This window comes from Bacteroides sp. 41_26, assembly GCF_949740115.1.
GTDB classification, from domain to species: domain Bacteria; phylum Bacteroidota; class Bacteroidia; order Bacteroidales; family Bacteroidaceae; genus Bacteroides; species Bacteroides nordii.
Genome location: NZ_CATJGZ010000060.1, coordinates 23,658 through 45,295 on the forward strand (window position 1 = coordinate 23,658; position 21,638 = coordinate 45,295).

At 37.0% G+C, this 21,638-nt stretch carries 18 protein-coding genes and 1 pseudogene; 9 read left to right on the top strand and 10 right to left on the bottom strand.

The features are described 5' to 3' along the window. Window positions 1-206: 206 nt before the first annotated feature. Window positions 207-1,211, top strand: a complete 1,005-nt coding sequence (locus QX565_RS06865) for an MBL fold metallo-hydrolase (RefSeq protein ID WP_289292083.1) — start codon at window positions 207-209, stop codon at window positions 1,209-1,211. Window positions 1,212-1,447: 236 nt separating this feature from the next. After that, a complete protein-coding gene (locus QX565_RS06870; RefSeq protein WP_289292084.1) occupies window positions 1,448-2,761 on the top strand; it encodes an FRG domain-containing protein in 1,314 nt (437 codons plus the stop codon). Window positions 2,762-3,080: 319 nt separating this feature from the next. Here the strand turns inward: QX565_RS06870 and QX565_RS06875 are convergent, their stop codons facing one another. Beyond that, the gene (locus QX565_RS06875) at window positions 3,081-3,848 is read right to left on the bottom strand and encodes a hypothetical protein (RefSeq protein WP_278509162.1); all 768 of its coding nucleotides are present in this window, start codon (window positions 3,846-3,848) and stop codon (window positions 3,081-3,083) included. A 639-nt stretch (window positions 3,849-4,487) separates the two neighbouring features. On the opposite strand from QX565_RS06875, the pseudogene QX565_RS06880 reads away from it, so the two are divergent. Next, window positions 4,488-4,565: pseudogene (locus QX565_RS06880) on the top strand (DUF4377 domain-containing protein); the annotation flags it as partial. Between the two features lie 158 nt (window positions 4,566-4,723). Here the strand turns inward: QX565_RS06880 and QX565_RS06885 are convergent. Together QX565_RS06885 and QX565_RS06890 are read right to left on the bottom strand one after the other, a co-directional pair. Further along, window positions 4,724-5,338: a flavodoxin family protein gene (locus QX565_RS06885; protein ID WP_289292087.1), complete on the bottom strand. Its 615-nt coding sequence runs from the start codon at window positions 5,336-5,338 to the stop codon at window positions 4,724-4,726. Between the two features lie 239 nt (window positions 5,339-5,577). Next, window positions 5,578-6,585 carry a helix-turn-helix domain-containing protein gene (locus tag QX565_RS06890; protein ID WP_289292088.1) on the bottom strand — a complete coding sequence of 336 codons (1,008 nt, stop codon included), beginning with the start codon at window positions 6,583-6,585 and terminating at the stop codon, window positions 5,578-5,580. A 412-nt stretch (window positions 6,586-6,997) separates the two neighbouring features. On the opposite strand from QX565_RS06890, the gene QX565_RS06895 reads away from it, so the two are divergent. Together QX565_RS06895 and QX565_RS06900 are read left to right on the top strand one after the other, a co-directional pair. Continuing rightward, on the top strand, window positions 6,998-7,216 hold the full coding sequence (locus QX565_RS06895) for a hypothetical protein (protein WP_007485282.1): 219 nt from the start codon (window positions 6,998-7,000) through the stop codon (window positions 7,214-7,216). Window positions 7,217-7,273: 57 nt separating this feature from the next. Further along, the gene (locus QX565_RS06900) at window positions 7,274-7,798 is read left to right on the top strand and encodes a DUF2867 domain-containing protein (RefSeq protein ID WP_289292091.1); all 525 of its coding nucleotides are present in this window, start codon (window positions 7,274-7,276) and stop codon (window positions 7,796-7,798) included. 631 nt (window positions 7,799-8,429) lie between these two features. On the opposite strand, the gene QX565_RS06905 is transcribed toward QX565_RS06900, so the two are convergent. The 5 genes from QX565_RS06905 to QX565_RS06925 form a co-directional block, all read right to left on the bottom strand. Further along, on the bottom strand, window positions 8,430-11,075 hold the full coding sequence (locus QX565_RS06905) for a carboxypeptidase regulatory-like domain-containing protein (RefSeq protein ID WP_289292094.1): 2,646 nt from the start codon (window positions 11,073-11,075) through the stop codon (window positions 8,430-8,432). A gap of 113 nt (window positions 11,076-11,188) precedes the next feature. Further along, window positions 11,189-12,181, bottom strand: a complete 993-nt coding sequence (locus tag QX565_RS06910) for a FecR family protein (RefSeq protein ID WP_289292096.1) — start codon at window positions 12,179-12,181, stop codon at window positions 11,189-11,191. A 4-nt stretch (window positions 12,182-12,185) separates the two neighbouring features. Continuing rightward, window positions 12,186-12,935 (bottom strand): hypothetical protein, encoded by a 750-nt coding sequence (locus tag QX565_RS06915; RefSeq protein ID WP_002560590.1) that lies wholly within the window; start codon window positions 12,933-12,935, stop codon window positions 12,186-12,188. Window positions 12,936-13,009: 74 nt separating this feature from the next. Beyond that, window positions 13,010-13,549 (bottom strand): RNA polymerase sigma-70 factor, encoded by a 540-nt coding sequence (locus QX565_RS06920; protein WP_002560591.1) that lies wholly within the window; start codon window positions 13,547-13,549, stop codon window positions 13,010-13,012. A 157-nt stretch (window positions 13,550-13,706) separates the two neighbouring features. Beyond that, window positions 13,707-14,588: a DMT family transporter gene (locus QX565_RS06925; RefSeq protein WP_221651497.1), complete on the bottom strand. Its 882-nt coding sequence runs from the start codon at window positions 14,586-14,588 to the stop codon at window positions 13,707-13,709. 106 nt (window positions 14,589-14,694) lie between these two features. On the opposite strand from QX565_RS06925, the gene QX565_RS06930 reads away from it, so the two are divergent. The 4 genes from QX565_RS06930 to QX565_RS06945 all read left to right on the top strand — a co-directional run bounded on the left by QX565_RS06930 (window position 14,695) and on the right by QX565_RS06945 (window position 18,822). Next, the gene (locus tag QX565_RS06930; protein WP_221651496.1) at window positions 14,695-16,038 is read left to right on the top strand and encodes an MATE family efflux transporter; all 1,344 of its coding nucleotides are present in this window, start codon (window positions 14,695-14,697) and stop codon (window positions 16,036-16,038) included. A 102-nt stretch (window positions 16,039-16,140) separates the two neighbouring features. Continuing rightward, window positions 16,141-16,815, top strand: coding sequence for an OmpA family protein (locus QX565_RS06935; RefSeq protein WP_221651495.1), 675 nt, complete (start codon window positions 16,141-16,143; stop codon window positions 16,813-16,815). Further along, window positions 16,796-17,533, top strand: coding sequence for a monofunctional biosynthetic peptidoglycan transglycosylase (mtgA, locus tag QX565_RS06940; RefSeq protein WP_221651494.1), 738 nt, complete (start codon window positions 16,796-16,798; stop codon window positions 17,531-17,533). The genes QX565_RS06935 and mtgA overlap by 20 nt, the downstream gene beginning before the upstream one ends. Window positions 17,534-17,571: 38 nt before the next feature. Then, window positions 17,572-18,822 carry a type IX secretion system plug protein gene (locus QX565_RS06945; protein ID WP_289292101.1) on the top strand — a complete coding sequence of 417 codons (1,251 nt, stop codon included), beginning with the start codon at window positions 17,572-17,574 and terminating at the stop codon, window positions 18,820-18,822. Between the two features lie 71 nt (window positions 18,823-18,893). Here QX565_RS06945 and QX565_RS06950 read toward each other — a convergent pair whose 3' ends face one another. Together QX565_RS06950 and QX565_RS06955 are read right to left on the bottom strand one after the other, a co-directional pair. Then, the gene (locus tag QX565_RS06950; protein WP_289292103.1) at window positions 18,894-20,669 is read right to left on the bottom strand and encodes a hydroxymethylglutaryl-CoA lyase-like TIM-barrel protein; all 1,776 of its coding nucleotides are present in this window, start codon (window positions 20,667-20,669) and stop codon (window positions 18,894-18,896) included. 276 nt (window positions 20,670-20,945) lie between these two features. Beyond that, window positions 20,946-21,449, bottom strand: a complete 504-nt coding sequence (locus QX565_RS06955; RefSeq protein ID WP_007485269.1) for an RNA polymerase sigma factor — start codon at window positions 21,447-21,449, stop codon at window positions 20,946-20,948. Window positions 21,450-21,638 lie beyond the last annotated feature (189 nt).

Here is a 21,638-nt window from a genome sequence, read left to right on the forward strand (position 1 = left end):
TACTACCTCTATTATTCTCCCATAAATACTAAATCTTCGTCAAGCAACGCAATTATGCGATAAAAATTGCTAAATTTGCATAGTTATCCGAAGCTGCAAACTTGAGTAAACTCGCTTCGAACACTCTCAGCAAAACACTACCGCTGCTTCCAATCAGGATAATGATAACGCCATTAAAAAAAGGTGCTTTGGTATAAATGACAACTATGGTAGAACGGTATTTTTATAAAGTTTGTAACGGCCTTTTTGCATTGGAAAAGACCGAAGGGATAGTAAGTGTATATGACTGTGGCGGACAAAACCAATCTGCAATCCAAAAAGCTATAACAAAAGCTTCTGGTGGAAAGCATGGACATATAGATAATCTCTTTATTTCACATTATCACCACGATCATATCAATGGTCTTATGCTTCTTCTGGGATTATTTGATGTGGGAAGAATAATCCTACCCATGGTTCCAAATCTAACCAGAGTCTTGAACTACAGCTCACTTCGGTCTATATATTATGCTGATTTTGTACTGAACCCTCAAGATTTTATATCATACGTATCTCCAGATACTACTGTGGTTCAAATCGGAAACGAGGATAAAGAAAATTATCCTGGAGATGACAATGTGATAAACTTGGACGGCATCAAGAATAACATAGTTTTTAAAGGAGACGTTGCGAAGTTTATTCAAAATGACTGGCAGTATGTGATTTACAATAGGCGAATCATGACTATGGCTGAACTTGCTAAGTTTATGGGAAAACTCGGATTGCCAGTGTCAGCCACTACCGATGAAATAATAAAAGCTCTACAGAAAACCAAGGCTAAAAATATAAAAGACTCCCTTGCACGAGTGTTTTCAAAGTCAGAGATAGAGAATATTAATGACTATAGCATGGTCGTATGGAGCGGACAGACTAAAACTTTGGATCATGGCTGTCTATATACCGGTGATTACAATGCTTGCTCGTATATGAATAATCTGAAAGTGGTATATAAGTACCTTCTTCCTCGATCTGAAATAATTCAAATTCCACATCATGGATCGACTTATAACTTTTATCTGGATATTTGTAATCCCAAAGCCATTCATGTAATATCAGCATCTTCAGGTCCATATAATTCTCAGAAAATTGTTGACCCGAGTGATGTTATAACACAACTATCGGTCCTGAAATATAAAGGAAAGGACACTCGTGCTAACGATGTTCTTATCTAATATTCGTATGATACGTTGGTTACATATTTCCTATTTGCTGTTTGGAAGCATTAATATGTCTTCTATGTTGAGGAAGAAATTCATCTCATTTATAAAGGAATCTGGATGCTCGATTGATTATATATTTTAACTGGAGATATAAAAGCTACAGGTCGTCGATTTACAGGCTTCGCAACTGATATGGCTTTAAACAGCATAATGTACAAAGATAATTAACAAATGTTGTAAAACGAGCGATGAATAATACGATAACATGCTATAATCCAAATACGAATCATAGATGGGACTCTAATTTGGAAGGTCCCACGGACAATGTTTTGAATTTGTCTCAAAGTCAGATTAATCAACTGCCAAATATAAATCAGGTAGTCGAATTTTGTCATTCAGTTGAGAATATTTTTATCAATTCAGGAGGATGGGATAGCATTGATATGGGGATTCCTCAAATAGGATTATTCAAACAGTTAGGTCTTAATAATCCATGGGGAGCTTATGATAATAATGGGACTAACGAAGACTTCATCGTTTCGAGACTTAACAGTGGTCGTTTTGCTCTTAAACCTAATTTAATGTACCGACCATTTCTTTATAGAGGGCAAAACACCTTCCATCCCCGGATTGTTTCGGGGTTTGATAGATGCTCGAAAGAAGAAAAACTCATTGCAAATTTAAAGGTTACTGAATTTATTCTCCTTTTGAGAACTCACCCTCTATTCAGGATGTTTGATGCTGGTATTAATTTAGATGGATACAGCAAGACCATATTTTTTGAGATGAATTATTATGGACTTGCACAGCATTATGGCTTCAATACGGGATTATTAGATTTTTCATCAGATATCGAGGTTTCTGCCTTCTTTGGTGCAACCAAGTGGTTGGCACCAGATAAATACTGCCGTTTTAACAATCCCGAAATTCCATACGGAGTTATCTACCACTACTCTGTTCATCCCTCATCAACATTTATAAGTGAGGGGTTCTCTTCAATCGGATTGCAGGTTTTTCCACGAAGCGGTCAGCAAAAAGGTTTCCTTCAAGACTCAGGGAAAATGAACATTAATGTCAATCCGAGTATCATTGCAATCCCTTTCAGACATGATGCCATCGAGGACCAAAAAATCATTGATCGATGGCATGGCGGTCAACTTCTATTCACTGTTGATGAATTAAGCCCAATATCAGATCTTATTCTCGATTCAAAAGAGATTTCTTTATCAGCCTTTGCATACAATCTATTTGTTAATCCTCAGGATAATGAAGCTACTAATAGAAAGATGTGCAAGAACCAGGGGTACACGATTAAACCTCATTTAAGATATGTTTTCACCGAAAAGATTCTTGAAATGTATTTCGATAAAATCAGGAATGGTTGGTGGGAAGATTTCTGTAATAGAATATATTGGGGTGATTCAAAAAAAGCCATTAGTCTAAAACAACAGATGATAGAATTGCCACGAAATATGTATTATTGGCAGTATTTTCACAAAGAGGATTATCGCCGATTGTATTATCATCAAACTGATGAGGAGTTTAAGGCTTCAAGGGTTTGATATTATTATATCACGACAAAGAGAAATATTCCTCTATCGTATAAAAATATTTAACCTTAGAATTCTAACCATCCATTGTACGGTCAAAAACTTGCCGGATTTGTGCCGCATTGTTGCTAATTTATTCCCTTCTATTGTACGCTTTGTCGTCGTTTTGGCTACCCTTTGGCTACCCGACTTTGCAAGAAGAGGATGTCCGTTACGGGTACCCTCTTTTTTCTTTGTATAAAGTCCGTGACCTAAGACACGAAATAGTCACAATTATCACATACTACTCTAAACAATTTACAGAAAATATATTGATTCCCATTTCAAATCATCATATGTTATCTTTAAGAAAGCCACATGGAATAGATATAACCTTCATTTTCTCAATAATATTATCTATTAGCCCAATGAAATGCTCTTCATCTTGATAGACGGAAACAATAAAACGCCCTCCCTCATCAATACTCTTGTAGCCAATCTGCTTATACCATTCTATTTTATCGGTCATCTTTTCACCGTATTCCAGATCATCTGTCATTCCAAAATGTTCCCAGTGAAAGACTGTCCGAGTTTCTTTATTATATACGGTAAAGTCAGGGTATCGTTCTTTACCAGCAGCAACTAAAAGACGTTCATAATAAACATCGAATATCTCTACTGCCAATAACCGATTCATTATATTGAGTTCTTGTATAGATCGGACCATTGTTCCATTGGCTGCCCGATATTTTTTATTTCCTCTAAAGAACTGGCTTTTATCCGGATGCGAACTTGCAATATTCTTATTTTCTGACGTCGTTTTTTTAGAGTAAACTCTTAATGGAGGAAAGAAATGCCATTGATAAAAATTTTTATTAGAGGTGTCAACTTTCACATTCTTGATAATTTGAGTTAATACTCCCCGGTCGTGCATCCTACGCATAAAACCATTAAATTCTTTAGCTGATGCGAAATGTTGTCTAAAATCATCTTTATGTTTCAAAAACTCATATATATCTGTACTTCTTACTGTTTTCGTATTGACCGTCATAGCAAAATACTCTCCAATGTACTTGTTAATGGTCATTAGTAAACTATATTCTTTCGGAAGTGATTCCATTTTCAATAGATTAAGTTTTATATTTTAATAATTGGTATCTATAATTTCGATCTTTACTTGTTGTGCTGTTTTTTTTATACAAGTCCAAATCAGGAATACCATTCTATTTATCATTTAATCTCTGATTCTAAATACGAATAATCTTTTCTCGGATTTTTCAACTCAGTTTACAAATATATCTATAAAAAAAGATTCAAGAAATATTTTCCAAGTTTTTTAAACAGTATATCTTCAAAATAATTACTTTTCCGTTTTAGTTATTTCTTCCCTATGAAATGAAAAAACTCTTCTCATACCTCTTACATAGTAGAAAATGAATCTACAAATCAATTCTATAAATAATCAGTCTTAAAAAAATAAGAGTTCGATTCATCATGTAACTTTGCAATTTTTACACCAAATTTGTATTTACATAATATAATAGTAAAACTACACGATATAAAAACTAAAAAATATTCGGAACACTCTGACTATTCCTTTCTACACTCTGCTTCGCAGGCTGTTTAAACAATGATGATTCACAAGATAAAGTTTAAACCATTAAAATGTTTGTTTCAGCAGAAATGAGCATGTATCAACCTTGAGAAGCATCTGATCCTATTGAATGTATGTTAGTAAAAGAAGAAAAAGAAAACGACATTAGCTAATCCTCCAGCAGATGGAAGTAGTATTAGATATCAATTGATAGAAATATTATCGAAAGATAAAGTAGAATAGAAAATTATGTAGTTTCCTGTTAGAAGGTATATCATAAATTATGCTTAAGGAGAAGTTATAGAAAACAATTTTCAGATCGGATAAATTTGAATTTAAAAACCCAGACTTATCCGATCCGAAAATCAACCATTAAATATACACATCCAGATTTCTTTAGATCAACGAATAAAATTAGTTCGGATAGCAGATTCTATTTCAGGATACTTTTTTTCTTTAGCAATGTTTTCCAACAACCATGCCATATTTTTACCTAACATCCGCATTGTCTGCAAACCTTCCGCATCTTGCAAAGCATCTCCAGGTAGCATCCCATGTACAATATTCCAGTACTGGGAGGAAACAACAGGCATATGATTAATTGTGAAATATTTATTCAACCGGTCAAGAGTTGCACTCGCTCCTCCCCTTCTGCAAACAGTTACCGCTGCAGCAGGCTTGTACTTCATCAAATCCGAACTTGAATAAAAGACCCGGTCAAGCAGAGCACACAGTGAACCATTAGGCCCTGCATAATAAGTTGGTGAACCCACTATTAATCCGTCAATTCCATCTTCCAGTTGTTTTCTGATTCTATCGTACAATTCATCTTGAAAAACACATCGTTCCAACTCTCTGCAACGATTACAAGCGATGCAACCTTGCATGGCCTTTACCCCAATTGAAACGATTTCTGTTTCCACTCCATTCTCATTTAAAGTTTTAGCCACTTCTGACAAAGCAATATAAGTATTCCCACCCTTTCGTGGACTACCATTTATTAGTAATACTTTCATATTCAGATCATTTTTTTATTAATGAATTTATATTTTCCTATTACATAATACTTAAACAATGCAAAGTTACAATTGTCATTAGACTAATAAATTATACTGATTACAGATAAAAATACCTTTTTTACTGGATCTGATCAAATAGTTACGACCATCTATATTAGCATAAGATCCGGATCCTATCATAAACTTTAAAAGGAAAGTATATCATTCATTCCTTATCTTCCCCTTAAATAATCAATTTAATTACTCTCTTTATATGCGGATGGTTGCACTCCAAAATGTTTTTTAAAGAATTTATTAAATGCACTTTGGCTCTCAAATCCAAGAAGAAATCCGATTTCTGTCAGGGAGATTTTTTCTCTCAAATATTTTAAAGATAACTCCATACGTAGATCATCAAGAATCTTTTGATATGAAGTACCCTCTGTCTTTAACTTTCTCTGAATATTACGTTCACTCATATTAAATCTCTTTGCAACATATTTCAAAGATAAATCATCATTTAAAAGACTATGCACAAGATACCTGCGAACCGTTTGAGACAAGCCATGATTCTGTGCTGTTTCCTGTATTTGTATCTCATTCATATAGTCTTCAAAAATCACAAGCATCTCTTTATTTCCCGTTATGATTGGTAAATCCAATACCGTCTTATCAAAAACAAGAATCAACCGATCATGATTAAATATCACAGGACATCCCAAATACTCTTCAAGTTTATCCCTCCTCCCCTCTTCCTTATACATAGAATACACAAGAATAGGGTACAGAAACCGCCCTGTAAAACTATAAGCATATTGGAGAAAAAAGCCACATTGCATTTCAATCCACTGTCTGGAAGCTATCGGATACAATCGTTCGAACCGGGGTTCTATCGATATTTCAAGAAAAAAATTAATATCATCCTCTTTCGTCACAAATGTATATATGTCATTTATTGCCGGGTCAAATGGTGCATCATTCTCAAAAATATCACGCACCGTTTTACTTTGATTGAAAATATTAAAGAAACTTCCGGTCAAAACAAACGGTAACAAGAATCCCGTTTCCAAACCGATTCTGGAGTTACCTGTCTTTTTAACAATATATTCCAGATATAACCCCAGTATATTGGCATCAATTTTGGCTGTCGGATTTTGTAATATCGCATAATCATACTTCAATTCCACCAGAACTTCAGATAATTCGGCATGCGTAGTTCTAAAATGCTTTAAAAGCATATTTAACAATCCGGCTGTAATAAACATACATTTGTCGCTTTTGGACAAATATATGGCTTTATTTTCAATATGACAAAAGAACACCTGACTTATCTTTGCATTCCCAATAACAGAACTAATTTGATATGATAAAAATCATTAGGTATTATGACTATTATATGAGCATTAGTCGCTTATATTATACATTTTGTCATAAGTAACAAGGTAGTTCGTCAAATAATCTCTCACTGCAGAATTATTCGGTTTATCTTTACACCTAAAATAGTAACTATCATCATCAAACTAATTTATTATTCTACCTATGCCTATAGAAAATGTGATTCAACAGAAATTAAAATGATTAGGTGCAGACTTCATCCGCTTTGTCGATATCATTGTGTGGAATGTTTAAAATGTTTAGTAACCTGCCCATGAACTAAATCAGCTAAAAAAATAAAATATGCAAAATCAAATTTTTATATTCCGAACATCAATAAAAAATAAACAGGATATAAAGCGTATCAAAACCCTTTTTACCCAATATCCTACTATTCATAAATGGAACGTAGATTTAGAAGACTGGGAAAAGATACTAAGGATAGAATGTTTGGAGATAACTCCAATTGATGTGCTAAATGCATTGCAAACAATCAATATCTATGCAGAGGAATTAGAGTAACTCTCATTAAGATCTAAATTATAACAGCTATCATATCAACATAAAATTAAAGAGAAGATGAAAGAAGAATCATTACTGCATTTCGATAATTCGGCCTATGACTACATTGATAGTTATGAATATACAATCATAGATAAGAAAAACAGGATCGATATCCCTGAAATAGTGAAAGCATTTGCCAAGCCTGGTCCAAAATGGTTTGAAGGACTATTTGCCCTAAGAAATAAAATAGCATCACTCTTTAAACTAAAAACACCTTCTATAATCACCAAAAAAGAAGACAACGATAGTAATAAATACGAAGTAGGAACACGGGCCGGAATATTCAAAGTATATGGTAAAACAGCAACAGAAATTATCCTTGGCGAAGATGATAAACATTTGGACCTAAGAATTTCACTACTTCTGGAACAAAGTAAGTACAATGAAAACGAAAAAAAGATCACAGTAACAACCATCGTCAAGTTGAATAATAAATTAGGAAAATATTACTTTTTCATAATAAAACCATTTCATCAGACTATTGTTCCATTAATATTAAAACGCAACTTTAAACAACTGGAATCGGAAATCAATGTATAAATATTGAGTTCCTCCTCTCCTATTCATCAACTCGTATCATAACCAAAGATTTTGATTATAGTCCTATAACAACCCCATTATTACAACATAAGTTTTTATTACAAAATAAGCAAGTTATCATTCTACAATTTACTATTTCTGTCATATCTTATAAACATCTTATTCATTTATCGTAGAGTTTCACCCCGTTACTCTACGATAAATGGGATGAAACTCTACGACAATCTGAATGATTGTCGTAGAGAAAAAGATAAGCCACGTAACCAGCTGATAAACAAAGTGTTACAAAAGATTAAAAATGTATTATTTTTTCATCTTACATACATCAATCCCTATTCTTTTAATTATTTTAAAATAATTTACAATAACCCAATAAAATATTACCTACCAATGGCAACTCTGATTAAAGATTGTCAGGTGTAAGTATAGATCGGGATATTCGTTTGAAATTAACATTGTTAACGGGAAATTATATCTATATATCTTCTGACTGTAAGAATACGTACTTTTAGACCACAAAACTACGTACTCTTTGTATATAAAACTACCTAATTAACACACTATTAAATACGTAATTTTGTAAATAAAGATATAGATAGTTGTAACTTCCTAAAGCAGAAGCTGGCCAGACTTAGAATTGGATTTTATAACTAAGATTGGGCAACATATTACTAACCTTTATTTTTTCGATTTTATTCTTTTGTTCGTTATATTGATATCCATGTTGCCCTGTATATCCGGTAACATTTAGCAATTGAAACCCAAATTCATGCGAAAGGTGTTTTTTGTTTAGTTTATAACTCATACCTAAATCGGCAGTAAAAGCAGGTGAAAACTGTTTACTAAAGGCTTGTGTCTCGTCATAGACAATATCTTTACTATCCATTGATGCAGCTTCGTCAATGGGGGTATAGCGATCTCCTCCCTGATAAGAAATACGGAGATTGGCATTAAAAATATGTTGCCGGTGTTTCCCCCATATCCATTCTTTACCACCTAAAGCATTGAACAGGTACCTCCGGTCGAGTCTCGTATTACGCCAGATCTTATCTCCGCCGCAATATTCCGACTTGAATACCGAGCCAGTAAGCATATAATAATACCCTTGGGTCAGATAGCGTTCCAATGTAATATCCACTCCATAATTTCGTCCTTTACCCTGGTTTACCAAAGGGCGGTCCAGATAATAGAAATCATGATTAATGATAGAGAATGAAGTACCTGGCTCCACAGGGATGTTATACAAAGACTGATAATAAGGTTCTATCTTCAGATGAGTATTCTTAGAAATGCCAAAATCATAGGTTAATACGAAATGATGCGCTTTGGCGAAATTCAGGTTCTTATTTATCTCCCTATCGCCGGTCTGTGGAGTTTTTATGTAATAATAATCTAACTTTTCCCGCCTGCTATGCATGCCATAAGCTATTGCCAATGATTGAAATGGTAAAAAATCCCATTTTAAAGCGAACCGAGGCTCTATAGTCCAATGGTCGTTAAGCGTAAAAAACTGGGTAGTCACCCCTAAATTGGCCGTCAGCAGATCTGTTAGTTTAATGACAGAATTACTATATGCCGACACTACAATAGCATGTCCGTCTCCCTTAGCAATCTTCTGCATAGGTTTGTTCAATCCGAAATTGGGCGACAGATTAAAATCCAGGTCATATAACAACCCGGTAATAGTAACGCCCGAGCGGTTGGTATGCTGCGAACTGTATTTCTTGTTGAAGTACGAACTCAGTACAATGTCCAGATTCGTACTTTTCATATCCACCACAGGTAAATAAAACAAGGGATTTTCAGAAACAACCTGCTTTAATCCAGGATGATTATCTGAATAAGTAGCAGCGAGCGAGGTCTTAAAATAGGCATTGTCCTTCAAGTTATATCGATGAGTAATTCCACCCGCTATCTTTATCATTGATGTTTCTGAGCGTTGTCTGTCACTATACGTCTCCCATTTATTACGCTCCAAAGGGTCACTTTTTATTCCGTCCAGAAGCCCTATTCCCCATATGGCAAATGTTCCGGCTTTACGTGTCGGCAGATTAATCTTAAATGTAAGATCCTGATAAGTAATCCCCGTATTATCAGTAAAAGCTTCCATCAGGCCGGTTGTTGAGTAACGATAATTAAAGATATAAGAACTTCCGTTTTTCTTACTTATTGGTCCTTCGGAAGCTACATCCAACCCTAATAACCCAACCTGGATAGCATGTTCATACTTTTCATTATTACCATTTCGGATAGACAAATCAAATACTCCCGAAAGTGCATTACTGTATTCTGCAGGAAAAGCCCCGTTAAAGAAATCAGAATTCCCCATTACCTGGCTACTCAAACCGGAAAACAAACCACCACCAACGCCTATCATATCCGAAAAGTGAGTAGGGTTCGGGATTTCTACACCTTCGAGTTTCCATTGTAAAAACTGAGGAGAGTTACCTCGTATTGCTATGGCATTTGTTCCGGGACTTCCGGCTACACCGGCAAAGGAAGTAGCAAGACGGGCCGGATCATCCAGACCACCGGCATAACGGTTAGCTTCTTCTACACTGATCATACGCCCACCGGTCAGTGCCATAGGATTCAAAGGATGTTCCTTATTTATATTCGCCCGTACAATTACTTCATCCAATTTTTGCGCACCTTCAGTCAAAGTAACCTCATAATAAGCTTCTTTGGCAGAAGTAAGCAATATTTCCTTAATAATTGCAGGCTCATAGCCAAGACATGTCACTTGCAGATCGTATCTTCCCACCGGGACATTTGCGAAGCGAAATCTTCCCAGACTATCAGTTGGTCCTCCCCTTTGGGGAATTATATTCAACAAAGCTATATTTGCAAAAGTAACAGGTAAACCGGATGCAGCATCTCTGACCACGCCTCTTATTGTCTGTTTCGGAGAACCGGCTGGAGTTGTATCCGGTGAAGATTTGGAGGCTTCACGAACGACTATAATATGTAAACCGTTAATTTTATAAGTAAATCCGGTATCTTTAAAGATAAAAGTAAGTGCCTCTTTCAAACTTACGTTTTTTACATTGACGGTTATTTTCCTTTGTGCGTCAAATTGAGCTATGTTGTAAGCTACCGTATAGTTACTTTGTGCTTCTATCTGTTCAAAAGCCTGTTTTGTTGTGATATTCTGTCCCGAAATTGAAATTTTTACAGCTTGTGCCATTGATGTCACTGAGACAAAAATTGCAATTATCAACCAGATAATTTTAGGGATCGTATTATTTTTCTTATTTTTGGATTTTAAGAAACGCATATCTATTTTTTATTATAGAAAAGTTAAGTACTATTTTAATTTTACAGAATGGAATATATCTGACTTTTCAGAACCGGGAAGTGGCTTCGAAACAGCTTTCCGGTTCTTTTTTTCTATCTGCCTCCCTCCTTTTTTATCAGTGTTATCTCATTGTTTCGTATCTCGTATTCAAATCCACCTACAACATCTTGCAGAACATTCAATATTTGCTTCACATCCTCATCATTAATAAATTTAACAGAATAAGAGTCATTCGCAAACAGTTTCTTATCATAATGAATAATCACATTATACCGGCGTTCAAGTGTATTCATCATATCGTTAAAGGTAGACTCTTGAAAAATAAGCTTCCCCTCCTTCCAACTGAAACTCCCGGTTGGAACAGTATTTACCAATACCGATTCATCTGTTTTGTTGTAAACAATCTGTTGACTGGGTTTCAATACATAGCGGCTGTCTGTTTGCCCCGCTCTTACATCAACCTGTATTTTTCCGCTATTCAGGGTAGCCGTACTTCTATCATCAGTAGGATAAGCACAAATATTAAACTTAGTACCAAGAACCTTCACTGACAGATGATTGGTTTTCACAACAAACGGTTTTACGGCATCAGGAACCACCGAGAAATAGGCCTCACCTACTAACGTTACAGTACGTATTGTATCACTAAATCCGGAAGGATAAATAATTTTGCTACACGAGTTTAGTTGAACAACCGTCCCATCGGGCAGTGTACACTGCTTCTGTTCGCTATTTAGAGTGATTACCTCTATCATTCGTACCTCCCTGTTGATATACAGATATCCGCCTAAAAATAAAAGTACCGGAATAACTACTGCTGTATAACGCAACCATTTGAAAGATAAAACAGAACGTTTCTTTACAGCCTCTTTCATTCCAATCGTTGATTTTACTTTTTCAAGTGACGTGTAAAGAGACTTATCCGGCTGAATCTGTAATTCATTCCAGACAGCATACAATGAACGATCTTTCTCCATTGTCCATTTCTCGTCAACGATCCACTTTTGTACTTCATCTACTGTTTTCGGTGGATAAGAATGGGTGAAAAACTGAGTAATAACTCGTGATATATAATCAGGTTTCATACACTTAAAAATTTATTTTCACATTACCACTTGATTCACTATTCCACTTTTCTTTGTATGGGTCATATTGATACCGCGTAGTTACTCCAACCTGCGAATTGTTTCCGATCTTCATTGTAGCCGCCGCACCTGCTTCTGTCTTAGGCAACAACCGATACGAAGAGCGGGATACATCATTAAGCACATCAGTTAAGTACTGCCCCCAAATATCAAAGTTTACTCTATCACTTAACTGATAACGAAACAGAAACCTTGTGCCGGAACGATCTGAAGAATGCATTCCGGTAAATTGCTTCAAGGCAAGCAGTCCTCCCATTATAGAAAGCTTACTATTTATTTTTAATCCCACTGCACCAAAAGCCGAAATATAGCTTCCCAAATTCTGATAAGTATATTTTTCACCTTCTAAAAATATAAATGTATGTTTGGAAATAGCAAAAATATCGTTTCTGCTGTAGTCAGAAAAGAAAGAGAAAGTGTTCGGGGGCATTTGAACCGGCAGAGGATAGTATCCGGAATAATCACTGACCGGATCCATAAAAGAACTCTCGCTTACAGAATATTCCGCACCAATTTTGATCTGTTCTTTGGAGGGAATAAGTAACCCGGAACTTTCAGGAAGCTTATCATAAATATTTACCTCTGTGAGAGTATGTTCGGATTGAGCCTGTAAAGGCAATGCCGGCAATAGTAATCCGAAAATGAAAAGTGCTTCTTTTAACTGCATGGCTATGTTTTTTATCAAATACTCCATAACCAACTTTGGTTATGTTCTATACTATAGATACAACTCTATCATCAACCACTCCCGACCTAAAACATTTTTTTTCAGATAAATAATAAAAGGAAAGCAGATATTACCCTTCTTATTTCCTGCAAAGCCAAACTAAGCTGATTTTCCACAGTCTTTTTTGATATCCCCAATTTACCGGCTATTTCATCATTAGGAATACCTTCGTTCCTACTCATACGATAAATTCTACTCCGCTGAGAGGGCATTCTGCACACAGTCATTTCTACCAGTAAGCTGATCTCTTTAGCAAAAAGAATTTCATCAGAACAGTCCGCCTCTTCCAAATGATTACAGTTTTCCAGAAATGCCTCTTCAACAGATTTGTGCTTGATATAATTAAATGCAGTATTCCGGGCAATAGTATATATATAAGCATTAAACGGTTTCTGTGGATTTATAGACTGACGGTTTATCCATAACTTTACAAAAATATCCTGTGCCAGTTCTTCCGCATCACTTTCTGATTTTAAAAGTCCGTTTAGGAAATACTTAACTTTCCCAAAATAAGCAATAAATATATCTTCAAAAGCTTTATGATCGCCATTCTGTAATGCTTCTACAATTTCAATTTCCATATATCTGATATTTGCTATGAAAAGGTGATGACTTCTTTCTGTATTAATACAACCAGATATCTGTTTTCTCCCGGGCTATTCAGACTTTTTATTTTATTCAATGATAGTGTCCTCCTATTGGCATATTGACACATTATAATATTGGCACATTATTAAATCATCTCTCAGCCAGATACACTCCACTAAGAATAAAAGCACACCCAATCAACGCTATTAAAGTAATCCGTTCATCTATTACAACAGCAGAAGTAATCAGTGTAACCAATGGTACAACGTAAATATAATTGGCTGCACATACCACCCCCAAACGCTTCACAGCCAATGTCCACATTATATAGCAAAGCATGGAAGCAATGACTCCCAGAAACAATAAATTCGCAATCACCAACGGTTGAAACAGGATAGTGGTATCTGTCTGCAAAGGATAAAAGAAGAAAAAGGGAAGCAATGTCAATATACCATAGAAGAAAACTTTACGCGTAATAAAAAGAGTAGAGTAATTAGAATTCATACGCTTCAGCAACAAACAATAGATGGCCCACATCAAAGCAGCAATTAAAGTCAGGATATCCCCCAGCGGACTGATACGAAGAATAAAACTACCATTGAATACTACTAAAGCCACACCAGCCAATGCCATCAAAGAACCGATAATCAGTTTCGGTTTCAATCTTTCACCTTTATAAAAAAAGAAAGATAGAAAAGCCGCTAATATCGGAGCAGTACATATGATAAGCGATACATTGGATGCAAGTGTCATGCCAAGAGCTGTATTCTCAGCAATGAAATAAAGCGAACCGCCCGTTAGTCCGAGGAGTACAAAAATGCCTTCGTCCCTCCATGATTTAGCCCACAAAACACGGGGCGAAAAGAACCAGATACAAATGTAAGCCATGATGAAACGGTAAAACAGGATATCAGTGGCAGAAAGACCGTAGCCAATCAAAATTTTAGTTGAAACGAAGGTAGTCCCCCAGATAGCAACTGTTACTGCTGCCATAAGATGAAACCAGACGGAGGGTTTAGTTGTTGTATTCATGCTTTATGCTTAGAAGAAAAAAAATCGCAGCAAAGATAGGCATATCCGAGCATAGTTTTTTATATCTTTGCGCCTCATTTCAAAAAGACCAACTAAAAAAATATCGATGCAAGGAATAAAAAACTTAACCCAAGGTCCTATCAATCGCCAGTTGTTCAATCTGGCAATGCCGATTATGGCAACCTCATTCATACAGATGGCATACAGCCTGACAGATATGGCATGGGTAGGACGTCTGGGTAGTGAAGCAGTAGCTACAATAGGCTCTGTGGGGATCCTTACATGGATGTCCGGTTCTATTTCTTTATTAAACAAAGTAGGTTCCGAAGTTAGTGTAGGTCAGTCCATAGGAGCACAGAATCAAAAGGATGCACGTCATTTTGCATCACATAATATTACAATTGCACTGATCATTTCTCTTTGTTGGGGCGGACTGCTCTTTCTTTTTGCCAGCCCGATAATCAGAATATACGAACTGGCACCACATATCACGGATAATGCCATCTCCTATCTCAGGATTGTATCTACCGGTTTACCTTTTGTTTTTCTTTCGGCTGCCTTCACAGGTATATATAATGCAGCAGGCCGGAGCAAAGTACCCTTTTATATCAGCGGTACGGGATTAATAATGAATATCATACTTGATCCTCTCTTTATATTCGGTTTGGGACTCGGAACAAACGGAGCCGCCTATGCCACTTGGTTATCACAAGCTACCGTATTTGGCGTTTTTGTATATCAGTTGCGTTGCCGTGATGCACTGCTGGGTAGTTTTCCTTTCTTCACCCGATTAAAAAAGAAATATACGCACCGTATTTTAAAATTAGGACTGCCAGTAGCAACTCTCAATACCCTGTTTGCTTTTGTCAATATGTTCCTTTGTCGCACAGCTTCAACGCATGGTGGCCATATCGGATTGATGACTTTTACTACCGGCGGACAAATTGAAGCCATAACCTGGAATACTTCACAGGGGTTCTCAACTGCGCTAAGTGCTTTCATTGCACAAAACTACGCTGCGGGACGAACAGAGCGGGTTATACGTGCCTGGCATATGACCTTATGGATGACAGGAGTATTCGGAACGTTTTGCACATTGCTGTTTGTATTCTTTGGCAATGAGATCTTTGCTATCTTTGTACCGGAGCAGGCTGCATATGAAGCAGGAGGGGTATTCCTAAGGATAGACGGCTATTCGCAACTATTCATGATGCTGGAAATTACTATGCAAGGAGTTTTTTATGGTATCGGACGTACAGTTCCGCCGGCTATCATCAGCATTACATGCAACTATATGCGCATTCCACTTGCCATTTTCTTTGTCCGTTTAGGGATGGGAGTTGAAGGTATTTGGTGGGCAGTATGTGTTACTACAGTAGCTAAAGGGCTGATACTGCTGACATGGTTTGCAATTATACGTAAAAAAGTACTTTCGGTCAACAAAATATAAGAGATGATTGTTTTTGAAGTAAAGGAACGACAACGCAACTAAATATTTTCTTTATCTTTGCCCCGTTCTAAGATTTATCACTAATATTAATTTAATAAAAGTATGAAAAAGATTAAATTTATGGCCTTTTTCTTGAGTATGGCCTTAGTATTCGGAAGCTGTGGAACAATGAACAATACTGCCAAGGGCGGAATAGTCGGTGGTGGCTCAGGCGCTGCTCTGGGTGCAATCATCGGTGGAATTGCCGGTAAAGGTAAAGGTGCCGCTATTGGTGCTGCTATCGGAACAGCTGTTGGTGGTACCGCAGGTGTGCTGATTGGTCGAAAAATGGATAAAAAAGCAGAAGAAGCTGCACGAATTGAAGGTGCACAGGTAGAACAGATCACCGATAATAACGGATTGGCTGCTGTGAAAGTAACATTTGATTCCGGTATTCTTTTTGGTTTCAATTCTTCAACATTGAGCAATACTGCCAAACAATCACTGCGTGAATTTGCAGGTGTACTGAAAAGTGACCCGACCATAGATATTGCTATTATCGGACACACCGATAAAGTAGGTACGCAGGAAGCTAACCAAAAGGTTTCTAACAATCGTGCTTATGCAGTAGAAAATTACCTTCAGTCATGCGGTGTTCAGCCTTCTCAGTTTAAGACAGTAGAAGGAGTCGGTTATTCACAATATGACGAAGCGCTGACTGCAGCTCAAAACCGTCGTGTGGAAGTTTATATGTATGCCAGTGAGCAGATGATTAAAAATGCAGAAGCCGGTAAGTAAAATACTTCGTTTTATACGCAATCTGCTGCTCTTTTTCTTCGTATCGACTTTGCTTGCAGTTATCATCTATCGGTTTGTTCCGGTATATGTTACTCCATTAATGGTCATCCGAAGCATGCAGCAGATAGCATCAGGAGATAAGCCCACGTGCAAACACACGTGGGTTTCTTTTGATAAAATCTCCCCCTACCTGCCTATGGCAGTCATCGCTTCCGAAGACAACCGTTTTGCAGAGCACAACGGGTTCGACTTCAAAGAGATAGAAAAAGCGATCAAAGAAAATGAGAAACGAAAAAGGAAAAGAGGCGCGAGTACCATCAGCCAACAGACTGCAAAGAATGTATTTCTTTGGCCACAATCATCATGGGTACGAAAGGGGTTAGAAGTCTATTTCACTTTTCTCATCGAAACATTTTGGTCAAAAGAACGAATCATGGAAGTATACCTCAATTCCATCGAAATGGGTAAAGGTATTTACGGAGCACAGGCCACTGCGAAATATAAATTCAATACAACAGCAGCCAAACTGGCCAAAGGACAATGTGCCCTCATTGCTGCCACGCTTCCTAATCCGATACGTTTTGATTCGGCTCATCCGTCATCTTACATCCTGAAGCGACAAAAACAGATATTGAGACTGATGAACCTGGTCCCTAAATTTCCACCTGCAGAAAAAGAGAAAAAGGCCTCTAAACCACAAAAGAAAAAGAAGCGATAGCCTCCTAATCTGTATTCATCTATAAAATTATAACTCTTATGAAGAAATACATCCCACTTCTTTTCTCTCTGGCCTGCCTGTCAGTCGGAATGAGAGCACAACGTACAGAAGTATACGCTCCGCATATACAAACGGTGCAGGTAATAGCCAACGATAATTATAATGCCCCGGCAATTATAACGCTGGAAGCCGGAGAATATGTGGAAATATCTTTCGACGAACTTTCACATGACTATCATCGTTATCAGTATGTTCTCTCTCATGCCAATGTAGATTGGACTCCTTCCAACCTTTCGGATATAGACTATCTGGACGGATTTAACAATAACCCGATTGAAGACTACGAAACATCTGTCAATACTACGATGCCCTATACACACTATCGCCTCAAACTGCCCAATGATGAAGTGCGCATGACATTATCCGGTAATTATATTGTGACTGTTTATGATGATTCTGATAGCAGTAAACCCATCTTCAAGACCTGCTTCCGGATACTGGATAAACAAGTCAATGTATCGGCTGTAGTAAGCAGTGATACAGAAATAGACCGTAACAAAGGACACCAGCAAGTTAGCTTCAATGTTAATTACAAAGGATACACAATCCGAAATCCGCAACAGGAAATAAAAGTACAAGTGATGCAGGATGGACGTACGGACAACATGGTAACAGGAGTAGCGCCAACTTATGTAGGTCCCGATGAACTGCGTTATACACACAATCGTGCCCTGATATTTCCGGCCGGAAATGAATACCGTAGATTTGAGACAGTCAGCACACGTTATGCAAATATGGGAGTAACAAGCCTACAGTTCCACGATCCTTATTATCACGCAACACTCTTTCCAAGTGAACCGCGTACAAAAAACTACAGCTATGATGAAGATCAGAACGGACGTTATCTGATTCGTTACGATGACGCAACGGATAATAATATTGAAGCCGATTACTTTTTTGTGCATTTCAGCCTTCCCTGGGAAGATCCTTTTATAGATGGTAAACTCTATCTGGAAGGAGAATTCACTTATGATAATTTCAATTTGCAGAGTGAGATGAAATACAACAAAGAGACTTATTCGTATGAGTCGGTACAATTGTTGAAACAGGGGGCATATAATTATCAATATCTGTATGTACCCAATGGAAGTACCAAAGGCGAAACCGGGCCTATAGAAGGAAACTATTATGAAACAGAAAATGAATATCTGATTTTGATATACAATCGTGCATTTGGCGAACGATATGATAAACTGATAGGTATGCAACTCGTAAAATTCAAACCGTAGTCGGAATAATATAAAGAAGGGAAGTACTAAAAAGCAAGTACTTCCCTTTTTTATTTATATTCTATTGATGATCAGGAAAATATATCACTCCGTTCAATATAGGCTATCACATCTCCTTTATTAACAGTGGCTCCTTGCTGGGCACATACTTCAACAACACGACCTGTAAATCCGGTCAACAACTTCTCATATTCACCCCATGGTGTAGAAAGGAAACAAAACGTTTCGTCATGCTGGTACTTACGACCGATAAACGGTGCAGTGGAAGGACCTTCTACTGATACTTCCCAAAGTACCTGACCCTTATCCGGAGCAATGATAGGATCGGCTTTTGCACGTTTCAACTTTCTTATCTCTTCTTCAGAGTAACCATTCTTTACCATGGCGGCATCTTTTGCATGTTCCAAATCAGTCTCAAAGCGCTTTTTGGCAACTCCCGATTTATAGTCACGATATTGACGGTCGTGCATAGCCAATTCAAAGAGCTCTTCATTATCGTCTCCATATTCCCAACCGTTCTCGTCCATCTCTTTTCTGTAATCATCCAAAGCATCCGGATAATTCGCTTGTGGATCAGTATCCACAAATTCATATCCTTGAGATTTTGCCAGTTCAATAATTTCAGGAGCAAGTTGGCCCGGTAAACGTCCACTCTTTCCCAGAATCATATCCCAGGTATGATTGTCAATCATCGTCCAGCGCTCTTCACCCTTCACAAGCTGCATCACATTCATTAATGCCACATTCTTCACGTATTGACTAAATGGTGTTACCAATGGGGGATAACCGAGTTTGGGCCATACATACTCTACTTCATCAAAAAGCATTACCAACAGATCATCAATACTTAGTTCCGGTTCGTTTTTGCCCCTCAATATCATATTAATCCCGGCATGAACACCCTTCAAATCAGCCATCATAGATCCCATCATCCCACCAGGAAGACCACATTTTAAAAGAAGAGATGACATCTGCTTATTAGTAGGATCCATAAAATATCCCAAAAAGTCATCAATAAATTCCTGAGTCATGGCACGTGCCTTCATATAAGCTTTCATATTGATCTCAGGTACATCATAGCCTTTATCTTTAAGCATCGCCTGTACCGAAATTACATCCGGATGAACTTTTCCCCACGACATAGGTTCCATAGCCACATCAATAATATCAGCCCCATTCTCACAAACTTCAAGAATAGATGCCATTGAAAGACCTGGCCCGCTATGACCATGATACTGGATAATTATTTCAGGATGTTTCTCTTTAATAGCTTTTGTCAGTCTGCCCAGCATTCCGGGACGACCGATACCTGCCATATCTTTCAAGCAGATTTCAGGTGCACCGGCTTCTATCAGTTTATCGGCAATATCGGCGTAATATTCAACGGTATGCACCGGAGAATGGGTAATACAAAGAGTAGCCTGGGGAATCATCCCCCCTTCAAGAGCATACTTAATAGAAGGAATAATGTTACGTACCTCATTCAGCCCACAAAATATCCGGGTGATATCCACTCCCTGGGCATGTTTTACTTTATACATCAATCGCCGTACATCAGCCGGTACAGGATACATACGTAAACCATTCAGTCCGCGATCAAGCATATGAGTCTGAATGCCTGCTTCGTTAAAAGGTTTGGTAAATGCACGTACGGCTTTATTCGGATTCTCTCCATACAGCAGATTTACTTGTTCAAAAGCTCCTCCGTTGGTTTCGACACGGGCAAAACAGCCCATTTCTATAATCAATGGAGCAATTCGCACTAACTGGTCTACGCGAGGTTGATATTTACCGGACGATTGCCACATGTCCCGATAGACGAGACTGAATTTAATTTCCTTTTTCATTGCCGTAATCTAATAAGGTGATTTTACATAATTTGGTTAACATATCATCTGTTACAAATATACAGAGTTATCTGACATAAAGACAAAATAAATCTAAAAAAGTTTAGTGAAAAGGATATGTTTTATATCATATTGTTACAAAATAAAAGAAATAAGAAGAATTCATCTTCTTATTTCTTACAATTAAACAATAACAAGCCGTCTAAAACCACAAATTAAAATAAACACGGCTAATTCTCTTTCAGTTTAAAAATCTATCTAATTTATACCTATTGATTAAACAAAATCCTTCAATTCTTGTTGTAGCCTCTGACGTGTGAAAAAGATACGGCTTTTTACAGTACCAAGTGGTAAATCAAGTTTCTCTGCAATCTCACGATATTTAAATCCTGAAACATGCATAGAGAAAGGTACTTTATATTCTTTGGGTAATGCATTAACAATACGGCGCATCTCTTTAAGATCGTAAGCCCCCTCTGTACTTTCAAATCCGGAATCTTGCGGCAAATTCAAATGGTAAAGATTATCTGTCTGGTCTACAAAAGTCTGATCGCGTACAATCTTACGATAATTATTAATAAAGATGTTACGCATGATAGTGTACATCCATCCTTTGAAGTTTGTATCCGGGATATATTTGTCCTCGTTATCCAAGGCCTTTAGTGATGTTTCCTGCAACAAATCATTTGCTTCCTCACGGTTAGCTGTTAACTTATAAGCAAAACGAAGCAACTCTTCCTGAACTCCTATTAAATCTTTCTTAAAACTTAAACTTTTCATACTTAATGGTTTTTACGGTTAATATTTCGTTTCTTTATCGATGTTGCAAGTTTAAAGGTATTTTTAGACTTCAGTAGGGGGGAATTCGTCTTTCTTTGGGGTAAAAACTATCAAAAAACAGTTTTTAGGTGCTTTTTGATAGTTATTGGGTGCTACTGATGATTTTTATTCTCTGTTCTATTGCAAGAA

Bases quoted from the DNA above. Each gene is read 5' to 3' on its own strand.
- QX565_RS06945 (WP_289292101.1), top strand. From the start codon at position 17,572: ATGAAGAAATACATCCCACTTCTTTTCTCTCTGGCCTGCCTGTCAGTC.
- QX565_RS06885 (WP_289292087.1), bottom strand. From the start codon at position 5,338: ATGAAAGTATTACTAATAAATGGTAGTCCACGAAAGGGTGGGAATACT.
- QX565_RS06950 (WP_289292103.1), bottom strand. From the start codon at position 20,669: ATGAAAAAGGAAATTAAATTCAGTCTCGTCTATCGGGACATGTGGCAA.
- QX565_RS06890 (WP_289292088.1), bottom strand. From the start codon at position 6,585: ATGTTTATTACAGCCGGATTGTTAAATATGCTTTTAAAGCATTTTAGA.
- QX565_RS06870 (WP_289292084.1), top strand. From the start codon at position 1,448: ATGAATAATACGATAACATGCTATAATCCAAATACGAATCATAGATGG.
- mtgA (WP_221651494.1), top strand. From the start codon at position 16,796: ATGCAGAAGCCGGTAAGTAAAATACTTCGTTTTATACGCAATCTGCTG.
- QX565_RS06900 (WP_289292091.1), top strand. From the start codon at position 7,274: ATGAAAGAAGAATCATTACTGCATTTCGATAATTCGGCCTATGACTAC.
- QX565_RS06865 (WP_289292083.1), top strand. From the start codon at position 207: ATGGTAGAACGGTATTTTTATAAAGTTTGTAACGGCCTTTTTGCATTG.
- QX565_RS06905 (WP_289292094.1), bottom strand. From the start codon at position 11,075: ATGCGTTTCTTAAAATCCAAAAATAAGAAAAATAATACGATCCCTAAA.
- QX565_RS06920 (WP_002560591.1), bottom strand. From the start codon at position 13,549: ATGGAAATTGAAATTGTAGAAGCATTACAGAATGGCGATCATAAAGCT.
- QX565_RS06895 (WP_007485282.1), top strand. From the start codon at position 6,998: ATGCAAAATCAAATTTTTATATTCCGAACATCAATAAAAAATAAACAG.
- QX565_RS06875 (WP_278509162.1), bottom strand. From the start codon at position 3,848: ATGGAATCACTTCCGAAAGAATATAGTTTACTAATGACCATTAACAAG.
- QX565_RS06925 (WP_221651497.1), bottom strand. From the start codon at position 14,588: ATGAATACAACAACTAAACCCTCCGTCTGGTTTCATCTTATGGCAGCA.
- QX565_RS06915 (WP_002560590.1), bottom strand. From the start codon at position 12,935: ATGGAGTATTTGATAAAAAACATAGCCATGCAGTTAAAAGAAGCACTT.
- QX565_RS06955 (WP_007485269.1), bottom strand. From the start codon at position 21,449: ATGAAAAGTTTAAGTTTTAAGAAAGATTTAATAGGAGTTCAGGAAGAG.
- QX565_RS06910 (WP_289292096.1), bottom strand. From the start codon at position 12,181: ATGAAACCTGATTATATATCACGAGTTATTACTCAGTTTTTCACCCAT.
- QX565_RS06935 (WP_221651495.1), top strand. From the start codon at position 16,141: ATGAAAAAGATTAAATTTATGGCCTTTTTCTTGAGTATGGCCTTAGTA.
- QX565_RS06930 (WP_221651496.1), top strand. From the start codon at position 14,695: ATGCAAGGAATAAAAAACTTAACCCAAGGTCCTATCAATCGCCAGTTG.